The 17,678-nt window shown below is 60.9% G+C and carries 15 protein-coding genes; 9 read left to right on the forward strand and 6 right to left on the reverse strand.

Annotated features, from left to right (window positions below; all coding sequences use genetic code 11):
* Positions 1 to 77: 77 nt before the first annotated feature.
* The 8 genes from GOB86_RS02425 to GOB86_RS02460 all read left to right on the forward strand — a co-directional run bounded on the left by GOB86_RS02425 (position 78) and on the right by GOB86_RS02460 (position 7,534).
* Complete coding sequence (locus GOB86_RS02425) at positions 78 to 503, forward strand: Lrp/AsnC family transcriptional regulator (RefSeq protein WP_408737289.1); 426 nt, start codon at positions 78 to 80, stop codon at positions 501 to 503.
* The gene (locus tag GOB86_RS02430) at positions 503 to 1,624 is read left to right on the forward strand and encodes a glycosyltransferase (RefSeq protein WP_165990791.1); all 1,122 of its coding nucleotides are present in this window, start codon (positions 503 to 505) and stop codon (positions 1,622 to 1,624) included. The genes GOB86_RS02425 and GOB86_RS02430 overlap by 1 nt, the downstream gene beginning before the upstream one ends.
* 86 nt (positions 1,625 to 1,710) lie before the next feature.
* On the forward strand, positions 1,711 to 3,096 hold the full coding sequence (locus GOB86_RS02435; RefSeq protein WP_165990868.1) for an ArnT family glycosyltransferase: 1,386 nt from the start codon (positions 1,711 to 1,713) through the stop codon (positions 3,094 to 3,096).
* A gap of 81 nt (positions 3,097 to 3,177) precedes the next feature.
* Entirely contained in the window at positions 3,178 to 4,173 is a 996-nt protein-coding gene (gshB, locus tag GOB86_RS02440) for a glutathione synthase (RefSeq protein ID WP_165990792.1), read from the forward strand.
* 147 nt (positions 4,174 to 4,320) lie between these two features.
* Entirely contained in the window at positions 4,321 to 5,016 is a 696-nt protein-coding gene (locus GOB86_RS02445) for a class I SAM-dependent methyltransferase (RefSeq protein WP_165990793.1), read from the forward strand.
* 153 nt (positions 5,017 to 5,169) lie between these two features.
* Complete coding sequence (locus GOB86_RS02450; protein WP_165990794.1) at positions 5,170 to 6,438, forward strand: heme-copper oxidase family protein; 1,269 nt, start codon at positions 5,170 to 5,172, stop codon at positions 6,436 to 6,438.
* Complete coding sequence (locus tag GOB86_RS02455) at positions 6,435 to 7,394, forward strand: heme o synthase (RefSeq protein WP_165990795.1); 960 nt, start codon at positions 6,435 to 6,437, stop codon at positions 7,392 to 7,394. The genes GOB86_RS02450 and GOB86_RS02455 overlap by 4 nt, the downstream gene beginning before the upstream one ends.
* Positions 7,395 to 7,396: 2 nt before the next feature.
* The gene (locus GOB86_RS02460; protein WP_165990796.1) at positions 7,397 to 7,534 is read left to right on the forward strand and encodes a hypothetical protein; all 138 of its coding nucleotides are present in this window, start codon (positions 7,397 to 7,399) and stop codon (positions 7,532 to 7,534) included.
* A gap of 148 nt (positions 7,535 to 7,682) precedes the next feature.
* On the opposite strand, the gene GOB86_RS02465 is transcribed toward GOB86_RS02460, so the two are convergent.
* The 6 genes from GOB86_RS02465 to GOB86_RS02490 all read right to left on the reverse strand — a co-directional run bounded on the left by GOB86_RS02465 (position 7,683) and on the right by GOB86_RS02490 (position 15,618).
* Positions 7,683 to 8,642 (reverse strand): TIM44-like domain-containing protein, encoded by a 960-nt coding sequence (locus tag GOB86_RS02465; RefSeq protein WP_165990797.1) that lies wholly within the window; start codon positions 8,640 to 8,642, stop codon positions 7,683 to 7,685.
* A 24-nt stretch (positions 8,643 to 8,666) separates the two neighbouring features.
* Complete coding sequence (locus GOB86_RS02470) at positions 8,667 to 10,007, reverse strand: TldD/PmbA family protein (RefSeq protein WP_165990798.1); 1,341 nt, start codon at positions 10,005 to 10,007, stop codon at positions 8,667 to 8,669.
* A complete protein-coding gene (locus GOB86_RS02475) occupies positions 10,004 to 11,269 on the reverse strand; it encodes a M16 family metallopeptidase (RefSeq protein ID WP_165990799.1) in 1,266 nt (421 codons plus the stop codon). The genes GOB86_RS02470 and GOB86_RS02475 overlap by 4 nt, the downstream gene beginning before the upstream one ends.
* A gap of 64 nt (positions 11,270 to 11,333) precedes the next feature.
* Positions 11,334 to 12,734, reverse strand: coding sequence for a threonine synthase (gene thrC, locus GOB86_RS02480; protein ID WP_165990800.1), 1,401 nt, complete (start codon positions 12,732 to 12,734; stop codon positions 11,334 to 11,336).
* Between the two features lie 64 nt (positions 12,735 to 12,798).
* Positions 12,799 to 13,950 (reverse strand): L-dopachrome tautomerase-related protein, encoded by a 1,152-nt coding sequence (locus GOB86_RS02485; RefSeq protein ID WP_165990801.1) that lies wholly within the window; start codon positions 13,948 to 13,950, stop codon positions 12,799 to 12,801.
* Positions 13,951 to 14,112: 162 nt separating this feature from the next.
* Positions 14,113 to 15,618 carry a carboxypeptidase M32 gene (locus tag GOB86_RS02490; RefSeq protein WP_165990802.1) on the reverse strand — a complete coding sequence of 502 codons (1,506 nt, stop codon included), beginning with the start codon at positions 15,616 to 15,618 and terminating at the stop codon, positions 14,113 to 14,115.
* Positions 15,619 to 15,720: 102 nt separating this feature from the next.
* Between GOB86_RS02490 and GOB86_RS02495 the strand changes: the two genes are divergently transcribed.
* On the forward strand, positions 15,721 to 17,667 hold the full coding sequence (locus GOB86_RS02495) for a tetratricopeptide repeat protein (protein WP_165990803.1): 1,947 nt from the start codon (positions 15,721 to 15,723) through the stop codon (positions 17,665 to 17,667).
* Positions 17,668 to 17,678: the final 11 nt, after the last annotated feature.

Here is a 17,678-nt window from a genome sequence, read left to right on the forward strand (position 1 = left end):
AGGATAGGTCGGATAAGGTGACGGATCTGGACGCTGTTGATCTTCGTATCGTAGCCGAGTTGCAGGATGACGGTCGCATGACCAATGTCGAACTGGCCCGGCGTGTTGGTATTTCCGCCCCCCCATGTCTGCGGCGTGTGCGCAGGCTGGAGGAGGAAGGCGTTATTCGTGGCTATCACGCCCAGCCCGATGCAACCGCCCTTGGCTGGCCGATTATCTTTTTTGCGCTGATCGGGCTGGATAGTCAGAAGGAAACGGTGCTTTCCGCCTTTGAACGCCAGCTGGCCGAATGGCCCGAGGTGCGTGAATGCCACATGATTCGGGGTGGGGGGGACTTTCTCGTCCGCCTGATCGCGCGTGACGCGGCGCACGAAAACCTGCTGACACGGCAGTTGACGGAAGCCGCGCACGTTATTCGGGTGCAGACATTGCAGACCATCCGGACCAGCCTGGAACGCAAGGGTGTGCCCCTTCCTGGTATTAAGGAAGGAACGCCGGAGTAATGCCCGCCCAGAGTCTGGCTGAGGGTGGTGCGGCAGGCGGGCCTGAAATCAGTATTATTGTACCGTGTTATAATGAGGTCGCCAATGTGGCGCCGCTTGTTGGCATGCTTGAATCTATTATGGCAGGTCGTCGTTGGGAAGTTATTTTTGTCGACGATAATTCGCCAGATGGAACAACAGGCGCGGTCTGTGCGCAGGCCGCGCGCAAGGCGTATGTACGTGGTATCTGCCGCATTGGACGCAGGGGTCTGTCCACTGCGGTGATTGAAGGCGTGTTGTCCTCCTCCGCGCAGATCGTGGCGGTTATGGATGGTGACCTCCAGCACGATGAAAGCCGCCTGATCGCCTTGATCGATGCCGTAGCCAGTGGCGATTGTGAGGTTGCCGTGGGTAGTCGCCACGTTGAAGGTGGGAGTAACGCAGGGCTTGCCAACGCATGGCGGCATGCCCTGTCGGATAGTGGCATATGGCTGGCGCAGCGGTTTTTGCCGGTCAGTCTGACAGACCCCATGAGCGGCTTTTTTGCATTACGGCGGGAAACATTCGTGGCTATCGCGCCACGTCTGTCGGGGACTGGGTTCAAAATTCTCCTCGACCTGCTGCTTTCAGCGGAAAAACCGCTCAGTGTGCGCGAAATTGACTGCGGATTCAGGCCCCGCGTGGCGGGCGAGTCCAAGCTGGATGCATTGGTCATGCTCCAGTTTGCGGCTCTTCTTCTGGAAAAAACATCCCGTGGGCTGGTGCCCCTGCGTTTTGTGGCGTTCTGCATAGTCGGGCTGGCCGGGGTTGGGGCCAATCTGGGCGTCATGCATCTGGTCCGGCTCTGTGGGGTACATTTTTCCACAGCACAGGCCATAGGCACGGTTGCTGCCATGGTTGTGAACTTTTCCCTCGACAATAATTTTACGTACAGGGACCGGCGGCTGCGTGGCCAAAGCTGCGTGTGGGGGCTGCTTTTGTTTATGCTGGTCTGCTCGGTTGGCGCTCTGGCCGATGTGGGTGTTGCGCATCTGATGTACGCACAAAGTTACCGGGTGAATGAGGCCAGTCTGGCCGGGGCCGTGCTGGCCGTGGTCTGGAATTACGCCATGTCCTCCACAATCATCTGGAGAACCCGGTAATCTTGGGTGGTGGCCAACCACGGTACGCGTATTGGGCTGTCGGGCTTGCGCTTGTTACCCTTGTGCGCCTTGTGCTGGCAGCGTGGATGCCACTCTCCCCCGACGAGGCCTATTACCGCATATGGGCGCTAGCCCCTGCCGGGGGGTATTTTGACCATCCCTTCATGGTGGCGGTGTGGGCGCGTGTGGGAATGCTCATTGCGGGGGATACCGCTCTGGGCGTGCGCCTTATGGGGCCGTTATCGGCCTGCCTTGGCACGGTCCTGATTGTTCAGGCTGCCTATTGCTGGCTGCACAGCCCCGGTACGCAGGAGCAGGCGCGCACAGGGGCTGTGCGCGCAGGTGTTCTGCTTAATGGCACTCTGGGCGTTGGTCTGGGCACTCTGGTTATGACCCCGGATACACCTGTGCTCCTGTTTGTGGCGCTCCTGCTCTGGGGGCTGGTCCATGCCTGTGTGGAGCGGCGGCGGTGGATGTGGCTGGTTGTGGGACTGGCCGCAGGTCTGGGGTTTGACAGTAAATATACAATGCTTCTGCCCTTGGCCGGGCTGGTCGTGTGGCTGTTTGCTACAAGGCCGGGGCGTGTGTGGCTGCGTACGCCGTGGCCTGTCGGGGCTGCTCTTGTGGCGGTCGTGTGTACAACGCCGGTTATCTGGTGGAACGCACGGCATGGCTGGGCCAGCTTTCTCAAGCAAGGGGGGCGGGTAGGTGACTGGAACCCTACGCGCGCCTTGAGCTTTATGGGCGAGTTGCTGGGTGGGCAGGTCGGGCTGGCAACCCCGTTGATTTTTTTGTTTTTTGTAGCCGGAATGTGGTTGTTATGGGCGCGGCGGGACAGTTTTGCCATGCTGCTGCTGTGCATGATCGTGCTGCCCGTGGTCGTGTTTGTGCAGCATGCTTTGGGTGCGCGGGTGCAGGCTAACTGGCCTGTGGTGCTTTATCCCGTTCTGGCTCTGGCGGCTGCGCGGGTGGTCTGGCCGTGGTGGAAAGCCGCTGCTTTTCTGGGTTTCGGGCTTGCCGGGGTGGTGTGTGTGCAGGCGGCATTCATGCCGGTCCGCCTCTCCCCCCATTTGGATGTGACCTTGCGGCAGGTGGGGGGGTGGCCAGCGTTTGCCCGCTCTGTGTCTGCCCATGTGCCCAAAGATTTTCCCCTTGTTGCGGATGAATATGGTCTGGCATCCGAACTGGCGTTTTATGCGCCTGAGCGCACCGTAATGGGGGTTGAGCCGCGCTGGGAGCTGTTTGCGCTCCCCCGGCCTGCCTGTGGCGCGCAGGCTTATCTTGTGCTCAGTCACCGTCGGCAGGGACCACCGGATGCACGGTTTTTTGAGGTGCTGGATACATTGCCTGATCAGGTGCGCGCGCGCCGGGGCGTTGTGGCGGATACCTATTCCCTTTTCCATGTTCGCCTGCGTTGCCCAACTCCGGGGGAGATGCGCGATGCAGCCTTGCTCCCCGGCCATGCGCTCTAGACCATGGTGTTTGCGTGTTGATCTGAAACAAGGCAGGATGGCCGGCAATCGCTTTGCCAGCAGGAACAGGAACCCGAGTTTATGGCTTCTCCACGGCTAGTGGCGGTCCAGATGGACCCGCTTGAGCATGTTAATATTGATGGGGATTCAACCTTTGCCCTGATGCTGGAAGCACAGGCGCGCGGGCATAGCCTGTTTGTGTACGAAGTGGGGTCCATGGCCCTTGATGAAGGGACCGTGGAAGCAGGGGGCGCGACCCGCACCGATGTAACGGCGCTGGTACGCCCGGTGACCGTGCAGCGCGAAAAAGGACGGCACGCCACTTTTGGTGAGGCCACACGTCGGTCCCTGCGAACAATGGATGTGGTGCTCATGCGCCAGGACCCACCATTTGACATGGCTTATATTACCGCCACGCATATGCTCGACCATATTCATGGCATAGGTCCGGATCAGGCTCTGGTGGTCAACGACCCGCGCTGGGTGCGTGACAGCCCGGAAAAACTTCTGGTCACGCACTTCCCCCAGCTTATGCCACCAACACTCGTGACGTGGGATATTGAGCAGATTCGGGCGTTCCGCACCAAATGGAAGGACATTATTGTCAAACCGCTATTTGGTAACGGCGGGAGTGGTGTCTTCCGGATCAAAGCAGATGACCAGAACCTGAATGCCCTGCTGGAAATGCACTTTGCCCGCTCGCGCGAACCCCTTATGATCCAGCGGTACGAACCTGCCGTAACAGCAGGGGACAAGCGCGTTATTCTGGTGGACGGCAAGCCGATAGGCGCTATCAACCGCGTGCCATCGGGGGATGACCATCGGTCTAACATGCATGTGGGGGGTGTTGCGCGCAAAGTGGAACTCAGTGCGCGTGATCACGAGATTTGTGAGGCAATCGGGCCGTTTCTTCAAGAACATGGCCTGATTTTTGTCGGTATTGATGTTATTGGGCAGTATCTGACGGAAATCAACGTGACATCGCCCACCGGTTTGCAGGAACTGGAAAGGTTTGATGGCATTAATGGTGCCGCCAGCATATGGGATTGTATTGAACGTAAGCTGTCTGTCCAATAAGAGCCTTTCAGGCTGTGGTGGGCAGTACCATGGCCTAAAAAAAGTATGCTGCCACACATGGGCGCTTTTGTGGTGTGTGCGCCAAGCAGGAAGGAAGAGAGTATAGTGGCTCTTGAAGAAATGTCCGTCAGCGGGCAGAGAGAGAACATGAGTGACGTTCTCCAAGAATACCCCTCCGGCGGAGGGGAAAGCCCCGTACCTCCTCCCTCGCGTTCTGCGCTTGATGCGGAGGCCGTCAAACTGGCCTATCGGCGTTGGGCCAATGTTTATGACGTGGCGTTTGGCGGCATTTCCCGTTTTGGTCGCCTGCGGGCGGTGGACGCGGTCAATAACCTGCCCGGCACGGATGTGCTGGAAGTCGGGGTGGGTACCGGTCTGGCGTTGCCCCATTATACCAAGGTCAAGGCCATTACCGGCATTGACCTCTCGACCGACATGCTGGCCAAGGCCCGTGAACGCGCCAAGCGCGACAGTCTGGCAAACGTGAATGCCCTGCTGGAAATGGACGCCGAGGACACCACGTTCGAAGATAATTCCTTTGATATCGCGGTGGCCATGTTTGTTGCGTCCGTTGTGCCGCATCCGCGCAAGCTGCTGCGGGAGCTCAAACGCGTTGTGCGTCCGGGTGGGCATATTCTGTTCGTAAACCACTTTCTGGCCCCCGGTGGTCTGCGTGGCGCTGTGGAACATGCCATGGCGCGCGCCTCTCACTCGCTCGGCTGGCACCCCGATTTTGCCATGGAATCGCTGCTCCCGCAGGAAGACATTGCACGGGCCACCATTCAGCCTGTACGGCCGTTTGGCCTCTTCACGCTGGTTACGCTGGAAAACCTGCCAGAATAATAAACATGTGCGCTCCTGTTTTGGCAGGGGCGCTAGACATGCGTGGCTTGGCCGGGCGCTTTTGTGCAATAAAACACTAGAATATGGTCGTTTTTTGTCTAGCAGGTTCAAAGTTCTCCTTCATGGACCTGCACAGAATATGGAACATGGAGCATGATCTCCGCTCATAGCCAGTCTAACCAGCACCTTGCCATGGTGGAAAAAACCGCCAGCCAACGGCAGGATGCGGCAGCCGGAACAGCCTATCTGCTACTTGCAGCCATTGCGGCCCTTGTGGGGGGTGGTGTTTCCGTTCTGGCTGGCATGGGCATGCTGCCCGCAGCAGGGCTGTGGGGCAGGCTTGCGCAGGCTCACCCGGCTCTGATGCTGCTGTACGTTGTGGTGCCAGCACTTGTTAGTGGTTTTGGCACGCTGTGGTTGCCTCGTGCTCTGGGGCGGCAGAGCATGTTGCTCGGGCGGCTCAATCTGCTGGCCGTGGGTGTGTTGGGCGTGGCTGCCGTGTTGACCTGCACTTTGGCCGATGCACGGTTGGCCCATGTTCTGTGGTCACTGGGTGCGCTCATGTCCGCTGTGGTGCTGCTGAGCACTATTTTTGACAGTTGTGCGGATAGTCTGGAGCAGACCTCTTTTTCTCCCTTCGTGTGGGGGGAAATGCTGTCTTCTACGGTTCTTCTGCTGTGTGCGCCGGTTTTTGCGGCGGCAACGCTGCGCGCGTGGCTGTGGCCTGCGACCAACGCCATGGTTGGTGCCGAATATTTTGCAGTTCCCGTCGGGTTGATCGTGCTGCTGGCCGGGTTCGGTATCGTGTTTGAAATGGCCGCCAGTATCGGGCAGGTCCAGACACGGCCTGTTGCCTATATTATGGCGGCTACCGCTGCGTCTGGCGTGGTGGCGTGGGCTAAAAGCAGTCTGGCGCATGGGGCCGATAGCCTGACCGCGCAGATGGTTGGCAATGTTCTGCTAGCACTGTGTTCCCTCTCCGCCGTCTGCCTTGCCGGTCTTTGGCTTGCTGGTACGTGGAAGGCGCGGGTTTCGTTGCGTACGCCTTTGCTGTGGGGCATGGGCTTTCTGGCCGTTGTGGCCGGTGGCTGGGTTGTTCAGCTTGTTCAGGGCACGGGTTTGCACCCGGCCTTGCAGCTTGGTGCTCTTTATGCCGTGTGTGGTGGGTTTTATCTGTGGCGGGGCGAGGCCTGTGGCTTCTGGTACCCCCAGAAGCTGGCCCGCCTTCATTTTGTGCTCACTGCAGTAGCAACGCTCTGCCTGTTTGTTTCTGGCATGCAGGTGCTGGGTTGCGCCCTGTTTGGTATGGCTGCTCTGGTGTTTGTGCTGGCGGCATTTATCAGCTTCCAGCGCGACATTCCGGTGCCTGCCGGTACTCTTGCTGTGGCGCAGGCTGATGCCGCCGGGGGAGCCGCCGCATGAGTGAAGCAAGCCTTTCCGAACCCAAAGCAAGGCGGCCACGGTTTAAAACAGAACAGGTTGGCACGCAGGCGCGTGACTGGCTGGCGTTGCTCAAGCCCCGAGTGATTTCGCTTGTTGTGTTTACGGGTGCGGCGGGCATGTTTATGGCACCGGGGCATCTGGACCCGTTTGTGGGGCTGGTTACCATATTCTGCATCTGTCTGGCCTCGGGCGCTGCCGGGGCCATTAACATGTGGTACGACCGTGATATTGACGCGGTCATGCAGCGGACTATTACACGGCCTGTTCCTTCGGGGCGTATCCCCCAGAACGAGGCACTGGCTTACGGGGTTGGTCTTTCCTGTCTGTCTGTCTGTCTGATGTGGATTGCCACAAACACGTTGGCTGCCGCTATTCTGGCATTTTCCATTTTCTTCTATTCCGTCATTTATACCATGTGGCTCAAGCGCTCCACGCCACAGAACATCGTGATTGGTGGAGCCGCGGGGGCCTTCCCCCCCATGATCGGCTGGGCGGCTGCCACCGGGCATATGGCCGTTATGCCCGTTGTCATGTTTGGTATTGTGTTCTTCTGGACGCCGCCGCACTTCTGGTCTTTGGCACTGTATGCCTGCAAGGATTACGGACGTGCGGGTATTCCCATGCTGCCAGTTGTGCGCGGCGTGCGGCATACGCGTTGGCAGATATTTTTCTATACTCTGGTTTTGCTGGCAGTCTCCCTTATCCCGTCTTTTGTCGGGGCAAGTGGGTGGATCTACACGGTCACGGCGGTCGTGCTGGGGCTTGGCTTTGTGGCCTGCGCGGTGCGCGTGCTGCTGGAGCCGCAGGATGAAAATGGTGTCAGCCAGAAGGGAGATAGGGCAGCCCGGATATCGTTCCGGTTCTCGCTGGCGTATCTTTTCTTCCTGTTCTGCGGCCTTCTGGGCGACCACTTCTTTCAGATATGGATGCACTGAGTATGACCACACTCCCCCTAACCCAGACACCAGAGCAGCTTGAACGGCAAAAGCGCCAGAGCCAGCGTGTGCGGAGTATGGTTGTGTTCATGCTTGTGCTGGCCGGGATTATGTTCGGGTTAACGCTGTTCCATCCGTAATACGATGGAACGCTCCGGCTGGCGGTTGATAAAGGCTATACGGCCTGACGGAATATTTGATCACCAAGGATTACAGACGTAAAAAACCCCGCCTTCTCTTGAGGAAAGCGGGGTTTTTGTTGTGTTTTGTCAGAGCTGTTGCTGGCGATCAGCGCGCCTGCTGAATGGCCGAGAGCAGCCAGCGTCCACCGCGAGAGGGACGGACAAACGTCCAGACCTCGGTAATGGTCACGGGGGTGGTGGAACTGCCGTCCACAACCTGCCCGGTGGCGTTGGTTGTCAGGTCGATCAGGCTGTAACGCATGGCGACGCTTGCGTAATCCATACCATTTTCACGCCATGCTTCAGCCAGATCGCCCTGAAGGAAACGCACGTCCGACACAACGTTGCGCGCTCCTTGGCTGGCCAGCGTGGCGAGTTGCTCGTTAAAGTAGGAGACCATCTCCGGCGTGGCCATCTGCTGCATGGCCGGAATGTTCTGCTGGTTCCATGCGCTCTGGATATCCATGAGCGTCTGCTGGAAGGACTGGTAATCTGCTGGGGTGATCTGCACAGGTGCTCCTCCTGCGGGAGGGGGGGCGGAAGCCGGGGGCGCACCGGGCATGCCGCGTGGGGCGGCTCCCATGCCAAATCCGTTCCCGCCCGCATTGCCACGGCTAAAGCGACGGATCAGCCACATGACAAACATGACCACCAGCCCGATCTGGACCATAAGCCCCAGCAGGCTGAAAAAGCCGTGCATGCCGCCCATAAAGCCATGGCCGCTGAGCATGCCAAAGAGTCCAGCCCCCAAAAAGCCTCCGGCCAGCCCGGTCAGGAACGGATGGCGGTTAGCGTAGCCCATGGGGCGGGCAAAGGGAGCGCCCATTTGCGGTGCCCCATAACCGGGAGCCGAAGGATTGGTCCGTGGGGCTATGGAGCGGTCCATGGGCGCTGTGCTGTACGGCGTTGTGCGCGTAACGGGTGGCGCGCTCCATGTGCGACTGCCACGGCTCCCCATGGACCCGCCCTGACCGGGCCGGGCGTCGGCCTGTATGGTCAGTGGTCCGGCCAGCAGGCTGGCGGCCAGCAACGCATGAAGGGTCGATCGTAGCAGACGTGATTTCACTGGTTTTTGGTCTCCGGCTAACAGTTAGGCCCCGGCGGTATTCAGGGCATCTGTCCGTAATGTGGGGGCGTCGGTGCCAAAACGGAATACCAGATCGTTGGCTAATGTGATGGAAGCAAAAATTTCCAGCAGGTTGCCCGCAAGGGTAAACCCGGCTACCGGCTCGGCAATCTGGCCATCGCGGATCATGAAGCCCGAGGCCCCACGGCTGTAATCCCCTGTCAGGCCATTAATGGAGGAGCCCATCATTTCCGTAATGTAGAGCCCTTCCTTAATGTCAGCCATTAACTCCGTGGGGGAGAGGGCTCCGGGTTCAAAGAACAGGTTGCTTGCGGAGGGGCCGGGCGGGCTGGCCGTGCCACGGGCTGCGCGGGCATTGCTTTGCAGGCCAAGCTGGCGGGCACTGCGGCTGTCCAGCACCCATGTCTGCAAAACGCCGTCCTGCACGAGCGAGAGTGGGGTAACGGCCATGCCCTCGCCATCAAACGGGCGGGAGCGCAGGCCCTTTACGCGGGTTGGGTCATCGGTAATGCCAACGGTGCTGGCAAAAATGGCCTGTCCCATTTTGTCTTTAAGGAAGGACGTGCCACGGGCAATGGCCGTGCCCGTAATGGCCCCTACAAAATGGCCCAGAAAACTGCCAGCCACCCTTGGGTCGAACACAACGGGGTAGCGGCCTGTTCTGGGGCGGCTGGGGTTCAGGCGTGCTACGGCTTTTTGCCCGGCATTGCGGCCCAGACCGACCGCGTCCTTAAGGTCGTGGAGCCAGACAGTGCCGTGGTAGTCATAATCACGCTGCATGCCATCGCCAGCACCAGCCAGAACACAGACCGAGTTGGAGTGGCTGGTGCGGCTATAGGTTCCCGCAAACCCCGCCGAGGTGGCCAGAGTAATATCCGTCCGCCCGCACGAGGCACTGCTGCCTGCGCTGTTGGTGACACCTTTTATGGCAAGCGCTGCCTCTTCCCCCGCTCTGGCGCGTTCGAGCAGCGCGGCGGTGTCGGGCTCGGCCGGGTCGGCCAGTTCCAGCGCGTTGGTCTGGTATGTACCCTGCATGGCCCCTGGCGCCAGACCGGCATACTGGTCGTCTGGCAGAACGCGGGCCATGGCCAGCGCCTGATCCACCAGAGCGCCAAACTTGGCCCGGTCAGGGGTTGTGGTGGAGACAATGGCGTTTTTGCGGCCCACAAAAACCCTCAACCCCAGATCGGTTGTTTCCGAGCGTTCCAGTTCTTCTGTCACGCCGTTGCGCACACCAGCACCTACGGCTGTGCTGCTGACAAAAACGGCGTCTGCGGCATCGGCCCCGCTGGCGCGGGCGAGCTTAACCAGATCGGCAATAAGGTCGAGGGGCTGTTGCGTCATGCTGCCAGTGTCTCCTTGATGCTTTGCAGGGAAGGAATGTGGCCGATGGGGCCAAGGGCTGCAAGTGTGGGGGTGCCCGCAAAAATGCGCGCCGCCGCACGGCAGATGTCTTCCTGCGTAACGGCTTCGATCTTGTCGACCGTTTCCTGCGTGGGAATGACACGGCCAAAAATCTGGAGCTGGCGGGCAATCTGCTCACACCGGCTGCCCGTGCTTTCGAGCGACATAAGCAACGAGGATTTAAGCTGCGCGCGCGCGCGCACCAGTTCGTCCATGCTCACGCCAAGTTGCACCTTGCGGAGTTCCTCAAGTGTAACGGGAATAAGCTCGGCACATTCCTTTTCCCCCGTGCCGGCATAAACGCCGAACACGCCACCGCCTTCAAACGGTGCGTTAAAGGAATAGACCGAATAGACCAGCCCGCGCTTTTCCCGGATTTCCTGAAACAGGCGCGAGGACATGCCACCGCCCAGCAGGGTGGAAAGGAGCAGGGCTGCGTAATAATCGGGGTCATGGTACCCGGTGGAGGGGAAGCCCAGCACAATATGCGCCTGATCAAGCTCCTTGACCTGCCGGAACTCGCCTCCTGCGTAAAGGGCGGGTTCCATGGTCGGGGCTTTGGTGGCGGGCAGGCTGGCAAAATGCTGCTCCACCTGCGCCACGACCGATGCATGCTCCAGATTGCCCGCAGCTGCTACAATCATGTTGGACGGGTTGTAATGCGTGCTCATGTAGGAGGTCAGCGTGTCGCGCTGCATGCCCTTGATCAGCTCTTCCGTGCCCAGAATGGGGCGGCCCATGGGCTGGTTGGGGAAGGCAGTTTCCTGAAAATGGTCAAACACGACGTCATCTGGAGTGTCGTTCGCCTGACCGATTTCTTGCAAGATCACGCCGCGTTCGCGCTCAAGCTCGGCTGCGTCAAAGGTGGAGTGGGTCAGAATATCGCCAATAATGTCGATCCCCAGACCAAGGTTTTCCTTGAGGAGCTTGACGTAGAACACCGTCTGTTCGCGCGCGGTGTAGGCGTTAATGTGCCCGCCCACATTTTCAATTTCTTCGGCAATACGCAGGGCGGAGCGGCTTGTGGTGCCTTTGAAGGCCATGTGTTCCAGAAAATGGGATACACCATTTTCCGCCGCGGTTTCATTCCGGGTGCCAGCGGAAATATAGGCCCCGAAGGAAACGGTTTCCACACGGTCCATGCGTTCGGTCACAACGGTCAGGCCGGAGGGCAGGCGGGTTAGCTGGATGGGGTCTGTCATTCTCGTCCTGAAAAACAGCAGGGCTACCGTACGGGTAGCCCTGCAATGGGGGAGGGTGTTTTACTCAGCCAGCGTTGGAGAGGACCGCGGCACGGACCGCGTCCTTTATGGCACCTTCGGTCGCGGGGACCGTGCGGTAACGCTCTTCACGCTCAAACAGGTCGGCCAGATGCACGGGGAGTGCGGGGTGAATACCCGTGGCGGCCACCATGGCATCGGGGAACTTGGCCGGGTGGGCCGTGGCTTCGGCCACCATGGGAATCCCCGGCTGGCGGAAGCGGCGACCTGCGGCAATGCCAATGGCGGAGTGCGGGTCGGCCATATAGCCCGAACGCTGGTGCAGGGTGCGGATCTCGGCCTCGGTCTGGGCATCATCCAGTGCGAGACCGCAGAACAGGGTGCGCGCGTTCTCCCAGACTTCTGCTGGTACATCCATATGCCCCGTGCTGCGGAAGCCGGTCATGATGCGTGCGCAGGCCGTGGCGTCCCGCCCAAGCAGTTCAAACAGCAGGCGTTCGAAGTTGGAGGAGACCTGAATGTCCATGGAGGGGGAGAGGCTGGGCACCACGCCTTTGATGGTCATGTCATTGGCGTTGAGGAAACGGGTCAGAATATCGTTCCGGTTGGAGCCCACGCAAAGCTGGCGGATGGGCAGGCCCATTTTGCGCGCGGCCCATGCAGCCAGAATATTGCCAAAGTTGCCCGTAGGCACGGCAAAGGAGACTTCACGCTCAGGCGCGCCCAGTGCAAGGGCTGCATGCACATAATACGGAATTTGCGCGGCAATTCTGGCCCAGTTGATGGAGTTGACGGCGGAGAGGTGCATTTCCTGGCGGAAAGGAATATCCGCGAACAGGCTTTTGACCAGATCCTGACAGTCATCAAACGTGCCTTCCACCGCAAGGTTGGTCACGTTGGGTTCGCGCACCGTGGTCATCTGCCTGCGCTGCACTTCGGATGTGCGGCCCTTGGGGTGCAGAATAATAACGGACAGGCGCTGGCGGCCACGGCAGGCCTCAATGGCGGCGGAACCTGTATCGCCCGATGTGGCGCCAACAATGGTTACGTGTTCGTCGCGCTGGGTCAGGACGTATTCAAACAGCTGGCCAAGCACCTGCATGGCCATGTCCTTGAAGGCAAGGGTCGGGCCGTGGAACAGTTCTTGCACAAACAGCCCGTCTTCCACCTGTGTCAGTGGCACAATGGCGGGGTGGTCAAAACCTGCATAGGCTTTGGCACACAGGGTTTTGAGCGTGTCCTCATCAATATCGGAGCCGGTAAAGCGGGCCAGAATACGCGCGGCCAGCTCCGGGTAGGGCAGGGCACGCATGGCCTGCCAGTCCGCGAGCGAAAATTCGGGCCATGTCTGCGGCAGGTACAGCCCGCCATCTTCGGCAAGGCCACTGAGCAGGACATCGGAAAAAGAAAGAACGGGAGCATTCCCGCGTGTGGAAATGTAGCGCATGAGGGCGTTTATATCCTGAATGACGGATGCCGCGAAGTGGCTTGTACGATAAATTCGGCCAGACCTAGCCCGGCGGAGGTGTTGTGGGCAGCGTCAGCTCATAAATGGTGATCGGCCATGTAATGGTGGCTGTGGGCGCGCCAAAGGCCGTGCTGTGGTCGATCTGGCTGGCCGAAACATACAGGTGGCCGTGCCCGTCCAGCCCCGGTGTGGTGGGCCATTGCAGGCGCGGGTCGGTGATCAGCCTGCGTGGCACCCGCCCCGTGGTGTAGCTGAGGATGCTCGCTGTTGTAATGTCCGCCCAGTAAAGGGTGCCGTCATTATCAATGGTCATACCGCCCAGCGATGGGGTTTTGAACCACTGGGTCACACTTTCCTCAAACGCTGCGGGGGTTATGTCCGGGTCGTTGAAAATGGCGGTGGACACGCGGGAGAGGTATTGCCCGGGTGCTTGCAGCACAATCCACGATCCATCGGGGCTGACTGCGACCATGCTGGCGTCCACGGCGGCGTAATGGCCCGAACTGTCCCGCACAGGGCCGTTGGGCGTTACAATCGGGCGGCTGGCGATCAGGTCCGGGTGGTGGTCCAAAAAGCGTCTGGCTGTGGCGGTGGTCGTGTCGATGACCAGTAGGCCCGCAACGCCGGAATCCGGTACGTAGGCGGTTGTGCCATGCACAGCAATGCCGGAGAGAATGCTCCCCGGCCGCAGGGCGCTGGCCTGTATGGGCACAACGCGGAGCACAGTGTTGGTGGCGGGGTCAATTTCCACCAGTTTGGGGGGGGCTGCGGGTGGGGTCTTGCGGTTGGTTACGCCGCTGTCGAGCACCCATATGTGGCCATCCGCTGTTCTGGTCAGCCCGCCAAGGGCTACAAACCGGCTGGCTGAATCACCCTCGGTTCCATTCCATGCGGCATTGGGCCACGGTTCCAGTTGCCCGTCTGTGCTGCGTACAAAAAGCTGGGGGCCGGTATTGCCCACCCATGCCGGGGCCTCCAGCAGCATGCGCCCGTCGGGCAGGGGCACAATGGCGTCCCATATCTGGCTGTTGGACTGCATGAAGGGCTGGAGCGCGCTGGCGGGTAGTTCCGCTACTTTGGGCATGTGCAGCGCCCATGAGGGGGCGTTGCACATGGACAGGACAAGCATGGCCGCCAGCAGGCCAAAAGCCGTGCGGCGACCGGGGGAGGAAAGGCGGAAAAAAGGAACAGTCATGCGCGCGGGCATCCGGTTGGTGGGGCTTTGTGGCATAAAAACGCAAAAGGGATTTTCCGCCCCATGGCGCGGCCTTGCAAACGCCTTGTGTGCAGAGCCGGTGTGCCGTGGTGCCGGTAGAGAGGTCGAGCCTCCATGCCAACGATGCAGGAAGGGGCGCGCTTACGCATCCGGTGCGCGCTCAAGGTAGCGGCGGCGGATGTGGGTCAGGTAGGCTGTGGCGTCCAGCGGTTTGCCGGTCGCGTCCTGCATAATCTGGGGCAAGCTGGCGCTACGTGCGCGGCCATGCACGTTCTGGCGCAGCCATGCCAGCAGGGGAGCAAAGTCGCCCTGACCTATGGCGGGGAGAATGGCCGGGTTGGCTGTGCAGGCCGCGTTGCGCAGTTGTGCCGCCGTCATGGCCCCCAGCGCGTAGCAGGGGAAATAGCCGAACAGCCCCGCAGGCCAGTGAATATCCTGCAAACAGCCGCGCCGGTCGTCTGGTACGCGCAGCCCCAGCAGGGCGTGCAGGCGGTCATTAAAGGCCGCAGGCAGATCGGCCAGCGCCAGATCGCCCGAGATCAGGGCTTTTTCCAGCTCATAGCGCACAAGAATATGGGCGGGGTATGTGACCTCGTCTGCATCAACCCGAATAAAGCCGGGTTCAACATGTGTCAGGTGGCGGTGCAGGCTGGTGGCATCCCACCCTGCGGTGCCTTCGACCACACCAAAGCTGCTGTGGACCTGTGGGGCCAGCCAGTTTGCAAACGTGAGAGAGCGGCAGAACTGCATTTCCATCAGCAGGGACTGGCTTTCATGCACGGTCATGCCGCCAGACTGGCCAACGGGTTGGCTGGCCCATTCGGCCGGTAGTCCCATTTCGTACAGAGCATGCCCGGTTTCGTGCAGGACCCCCATCATGGCGGGAATAAAGTCGGCTTCCACATACCGCGTGGTCAGGCGCACATCATGCGTGGCACCCCCGCAGAAGGGGTGGGCGCTAACGTCCAGCCTGCCGCGTGTTGTGTCAAAACCCATCCGTTGCATCAGGCGGCGGCCAAGGGCCTCCTGCTCGGCAATGGGGAAGGGGCCTGTGGGGGCGGTAACTGCGGGCAGGCTGGCCTGCTTTTCCAGCACGGTGCCAATAAGCCCGGGCAGGTCAGCCGCCAGAGACGTAAAAATAGGGTCAATGTCGGTCTGCCGTGTGCCGGGGTCAAAGCTGTCCAGCAGGGCATCGTACATGGTCAGGCCCATGGCCTCGCCCGTGGCTACGGCGGTTTCCCTTGTCAGGCGCAGCACTTCGGCCAGATGTGGCTCAAGGCTTTTAAAATCACTTTCCTCGCGCGCGGTGCGCCATGCCATTTCGCACCGGGCCGTGGCCTGCGCGCTGGCTTCCACCAGTTCCCCCGGCAGGGCGGTGGCCTGTGTGTGCTGCCTGCGCATCTGCTCCAGATTGGCGGTGCGCCATACGTCATCCCCCGCATCGGCTTCGGCCAGCAGGTCGGCCATGATGGGGGCTGTCAGAATTTCGTGCCGCAGCCCTTCGAGCATGGCCAGATTTTCCGCCCGGCGTTCGGCCGCACCCGATGGCATGATGACTTCCTTGTCCCAGCCCAGAATGCCAAGGGCATCATTGAGGGAGGAAAGGCGCGCAAAGTGGCGTTCGAGGGAAAGATAGGCTTTATTCATGCGCGGGATGGTACAGCATCACGCACGCAAACGAAACGTGTCTGATCGCGCAAACCCGCCTTTCCAACCAGCTTTGGTCGCAAAACATGGGTGCCAGCCAGCATGGATAAGAAAAAAGCGGACCAGCGGGGCAAACCGCCACTGGCCGATGTGGCGCTGGCCTGTCTGGCGCAGGGGGATGCGGTGCAGGCCGAATCCCTTTTGCGCGCGCATCTGCGCCTTAATCCCTTGGATGCGGATGGCTGGCACGCCATGGCCTGCGTTGCCCGCGCAGGGGGGAATGCAGGAGCCGCAGTGGCTCTGGCTGACAAGGCGGTGGGCTTGGTGCCTGAACCTTTCTTTCATATCACGCTTGGGTTGGCTCTGCTGGAACTGGGGCATGTGGAGCCAGCGCGCGCCGCTGCCAATGTGGCAGCCATTGCCACCCCCAACGACCCCCGCGCGCATGACGCCATGGGCCAGATACTGGAAAAAGCGGGGCGTCTGGCCGATGCCGAACGGGCGTTAAAAAAAGCGCTCGCCCTGCGCCCACTGGAGCAGGAGCGGCATATGGCGCTTGCGGCTTTTCTGGCCCGGTGTGGGCGGGTGGGCGAGGCAGTAACCCTGTCCGCCCGCGCTCTGGCGCTGGAGGAGGGGAATATTGCAGCGCGCAACCTGCATGCCATGGTGCTCGAACAGGCCGGGCGTATGGTGGAGGCGGAACCGCATTTCCGGCGTGTGGCGCAGGCCATGCCCAATAACCCGGAGGCACTGGCAAACCACGGTGCCGCCCTGTTTGCCCAGCAACGGTATGAGGCGGCTGAGCAGGCGCTGCGTCTGTCCGCAACACTGGCGCCAGATGTGGCGGAAACCCGCACCAACCTCGGGCTGGTGCTTATGGCGCAGGGCCGGTTGCACGGAGCCGAGCACGAACTCGGGGCCGCCTACAGGCTGCGCACGGGGGATGCCCGTCTGGCGCTGAACTACGGCACGGTGATGATGGACCTTGGGCACACACAGGCAGCGGAAGAGTTGTTTACGCAGGCCATGCAGCAGGCCACCACGCCACGCGACCATGCCCGCGCAGCGCTTAACCTTGGGAGTCTGTGCCTGTCGACCGGGCAGTTTGCCAAGGGGTGGGATCTGTTTGAGGCACGCACGAACCTGCTGCTCCCCCCGGCCTGCGTTGCCGCTATGCCGGAATGGGATGGGGCCGTGAGTGCCCAAACCGTGCTGCTCTATGCCGAGCAGGGGCTGGGCGATGCCTTGCAGTTCCTGCGTTACGTGGGGCTGGCAGCCCAAAAAGTAAGGATCTGCCTGCTGGTGCCCCAGACCATGCGTTCTTTTGTGCAGGCTCTGCTGCCTCAATGGGGTGGGCGTGTGCAACTGGTCATGCCAGAACAGGCAGGTGGGGCGCAGGCGTGCTGTAGCCTGCTCAGCCTGCCCCACAGGCTTGGAGTGGCAGCCCCGTTTGCATGGCAACCCGATACGACCTGTTTTGTAGGCCCAACTGCCCCCCATGGGCGCGGGAAGGTGCGGGTTGGTCTGTGCTGGTCGGGTAATCCTCGCTACCAGTTTGACCGGCGGCGTTCGCTGGACCCGGCCCTGCTGGGCGGACTGGCAGCGGTTGACGGGCTTAGCTTGCAGGCCCTGCAACCATGCGTGCCCCCTGCGGATAGCCCCGTGCCGCTCACCCCATTGCCAAAGGGCGACCTGTTGGCAACGGCACAGATCATAGCCGGGTTGGATGCGGTGGTGAGTGTGGATACCATGATTGTGCATCTGGCGGGCCTGCTGGGTAAGCCAACCCTGCTGCTTGACCGGTATGGGGGGGACTGGCGCTGGGCGGCGGGCTCCGTTGCCCCGGACACCCCCCTTGTGGCAGATGCAGGCCTAGGCCCCGGTGTGTTGGAGCGCAGTTTGTGGTACCCCTCGGTAAGGATTACCCGCCAACCAGCCCCACGGGACGACAGGCCCAGCTGGCGCATCCCGCTTGCCACCGCAGCGCTCTGGCTGGAGCATGTGGCGGCGCGGGCGGTGGGACCGGGTGGTTGCTCCCACGCAATGTAGCTTTATGATGC

The sequence above is a fragment of the Acetobacter lambici genome, from assembly GCF_011516885.1.
GTDB lineage: Bacteria > Pseudomonadota > Alphaproteobacteria > Acetobacterales > Acetobacteraceae > Acetobacter > Acetobacter lambici.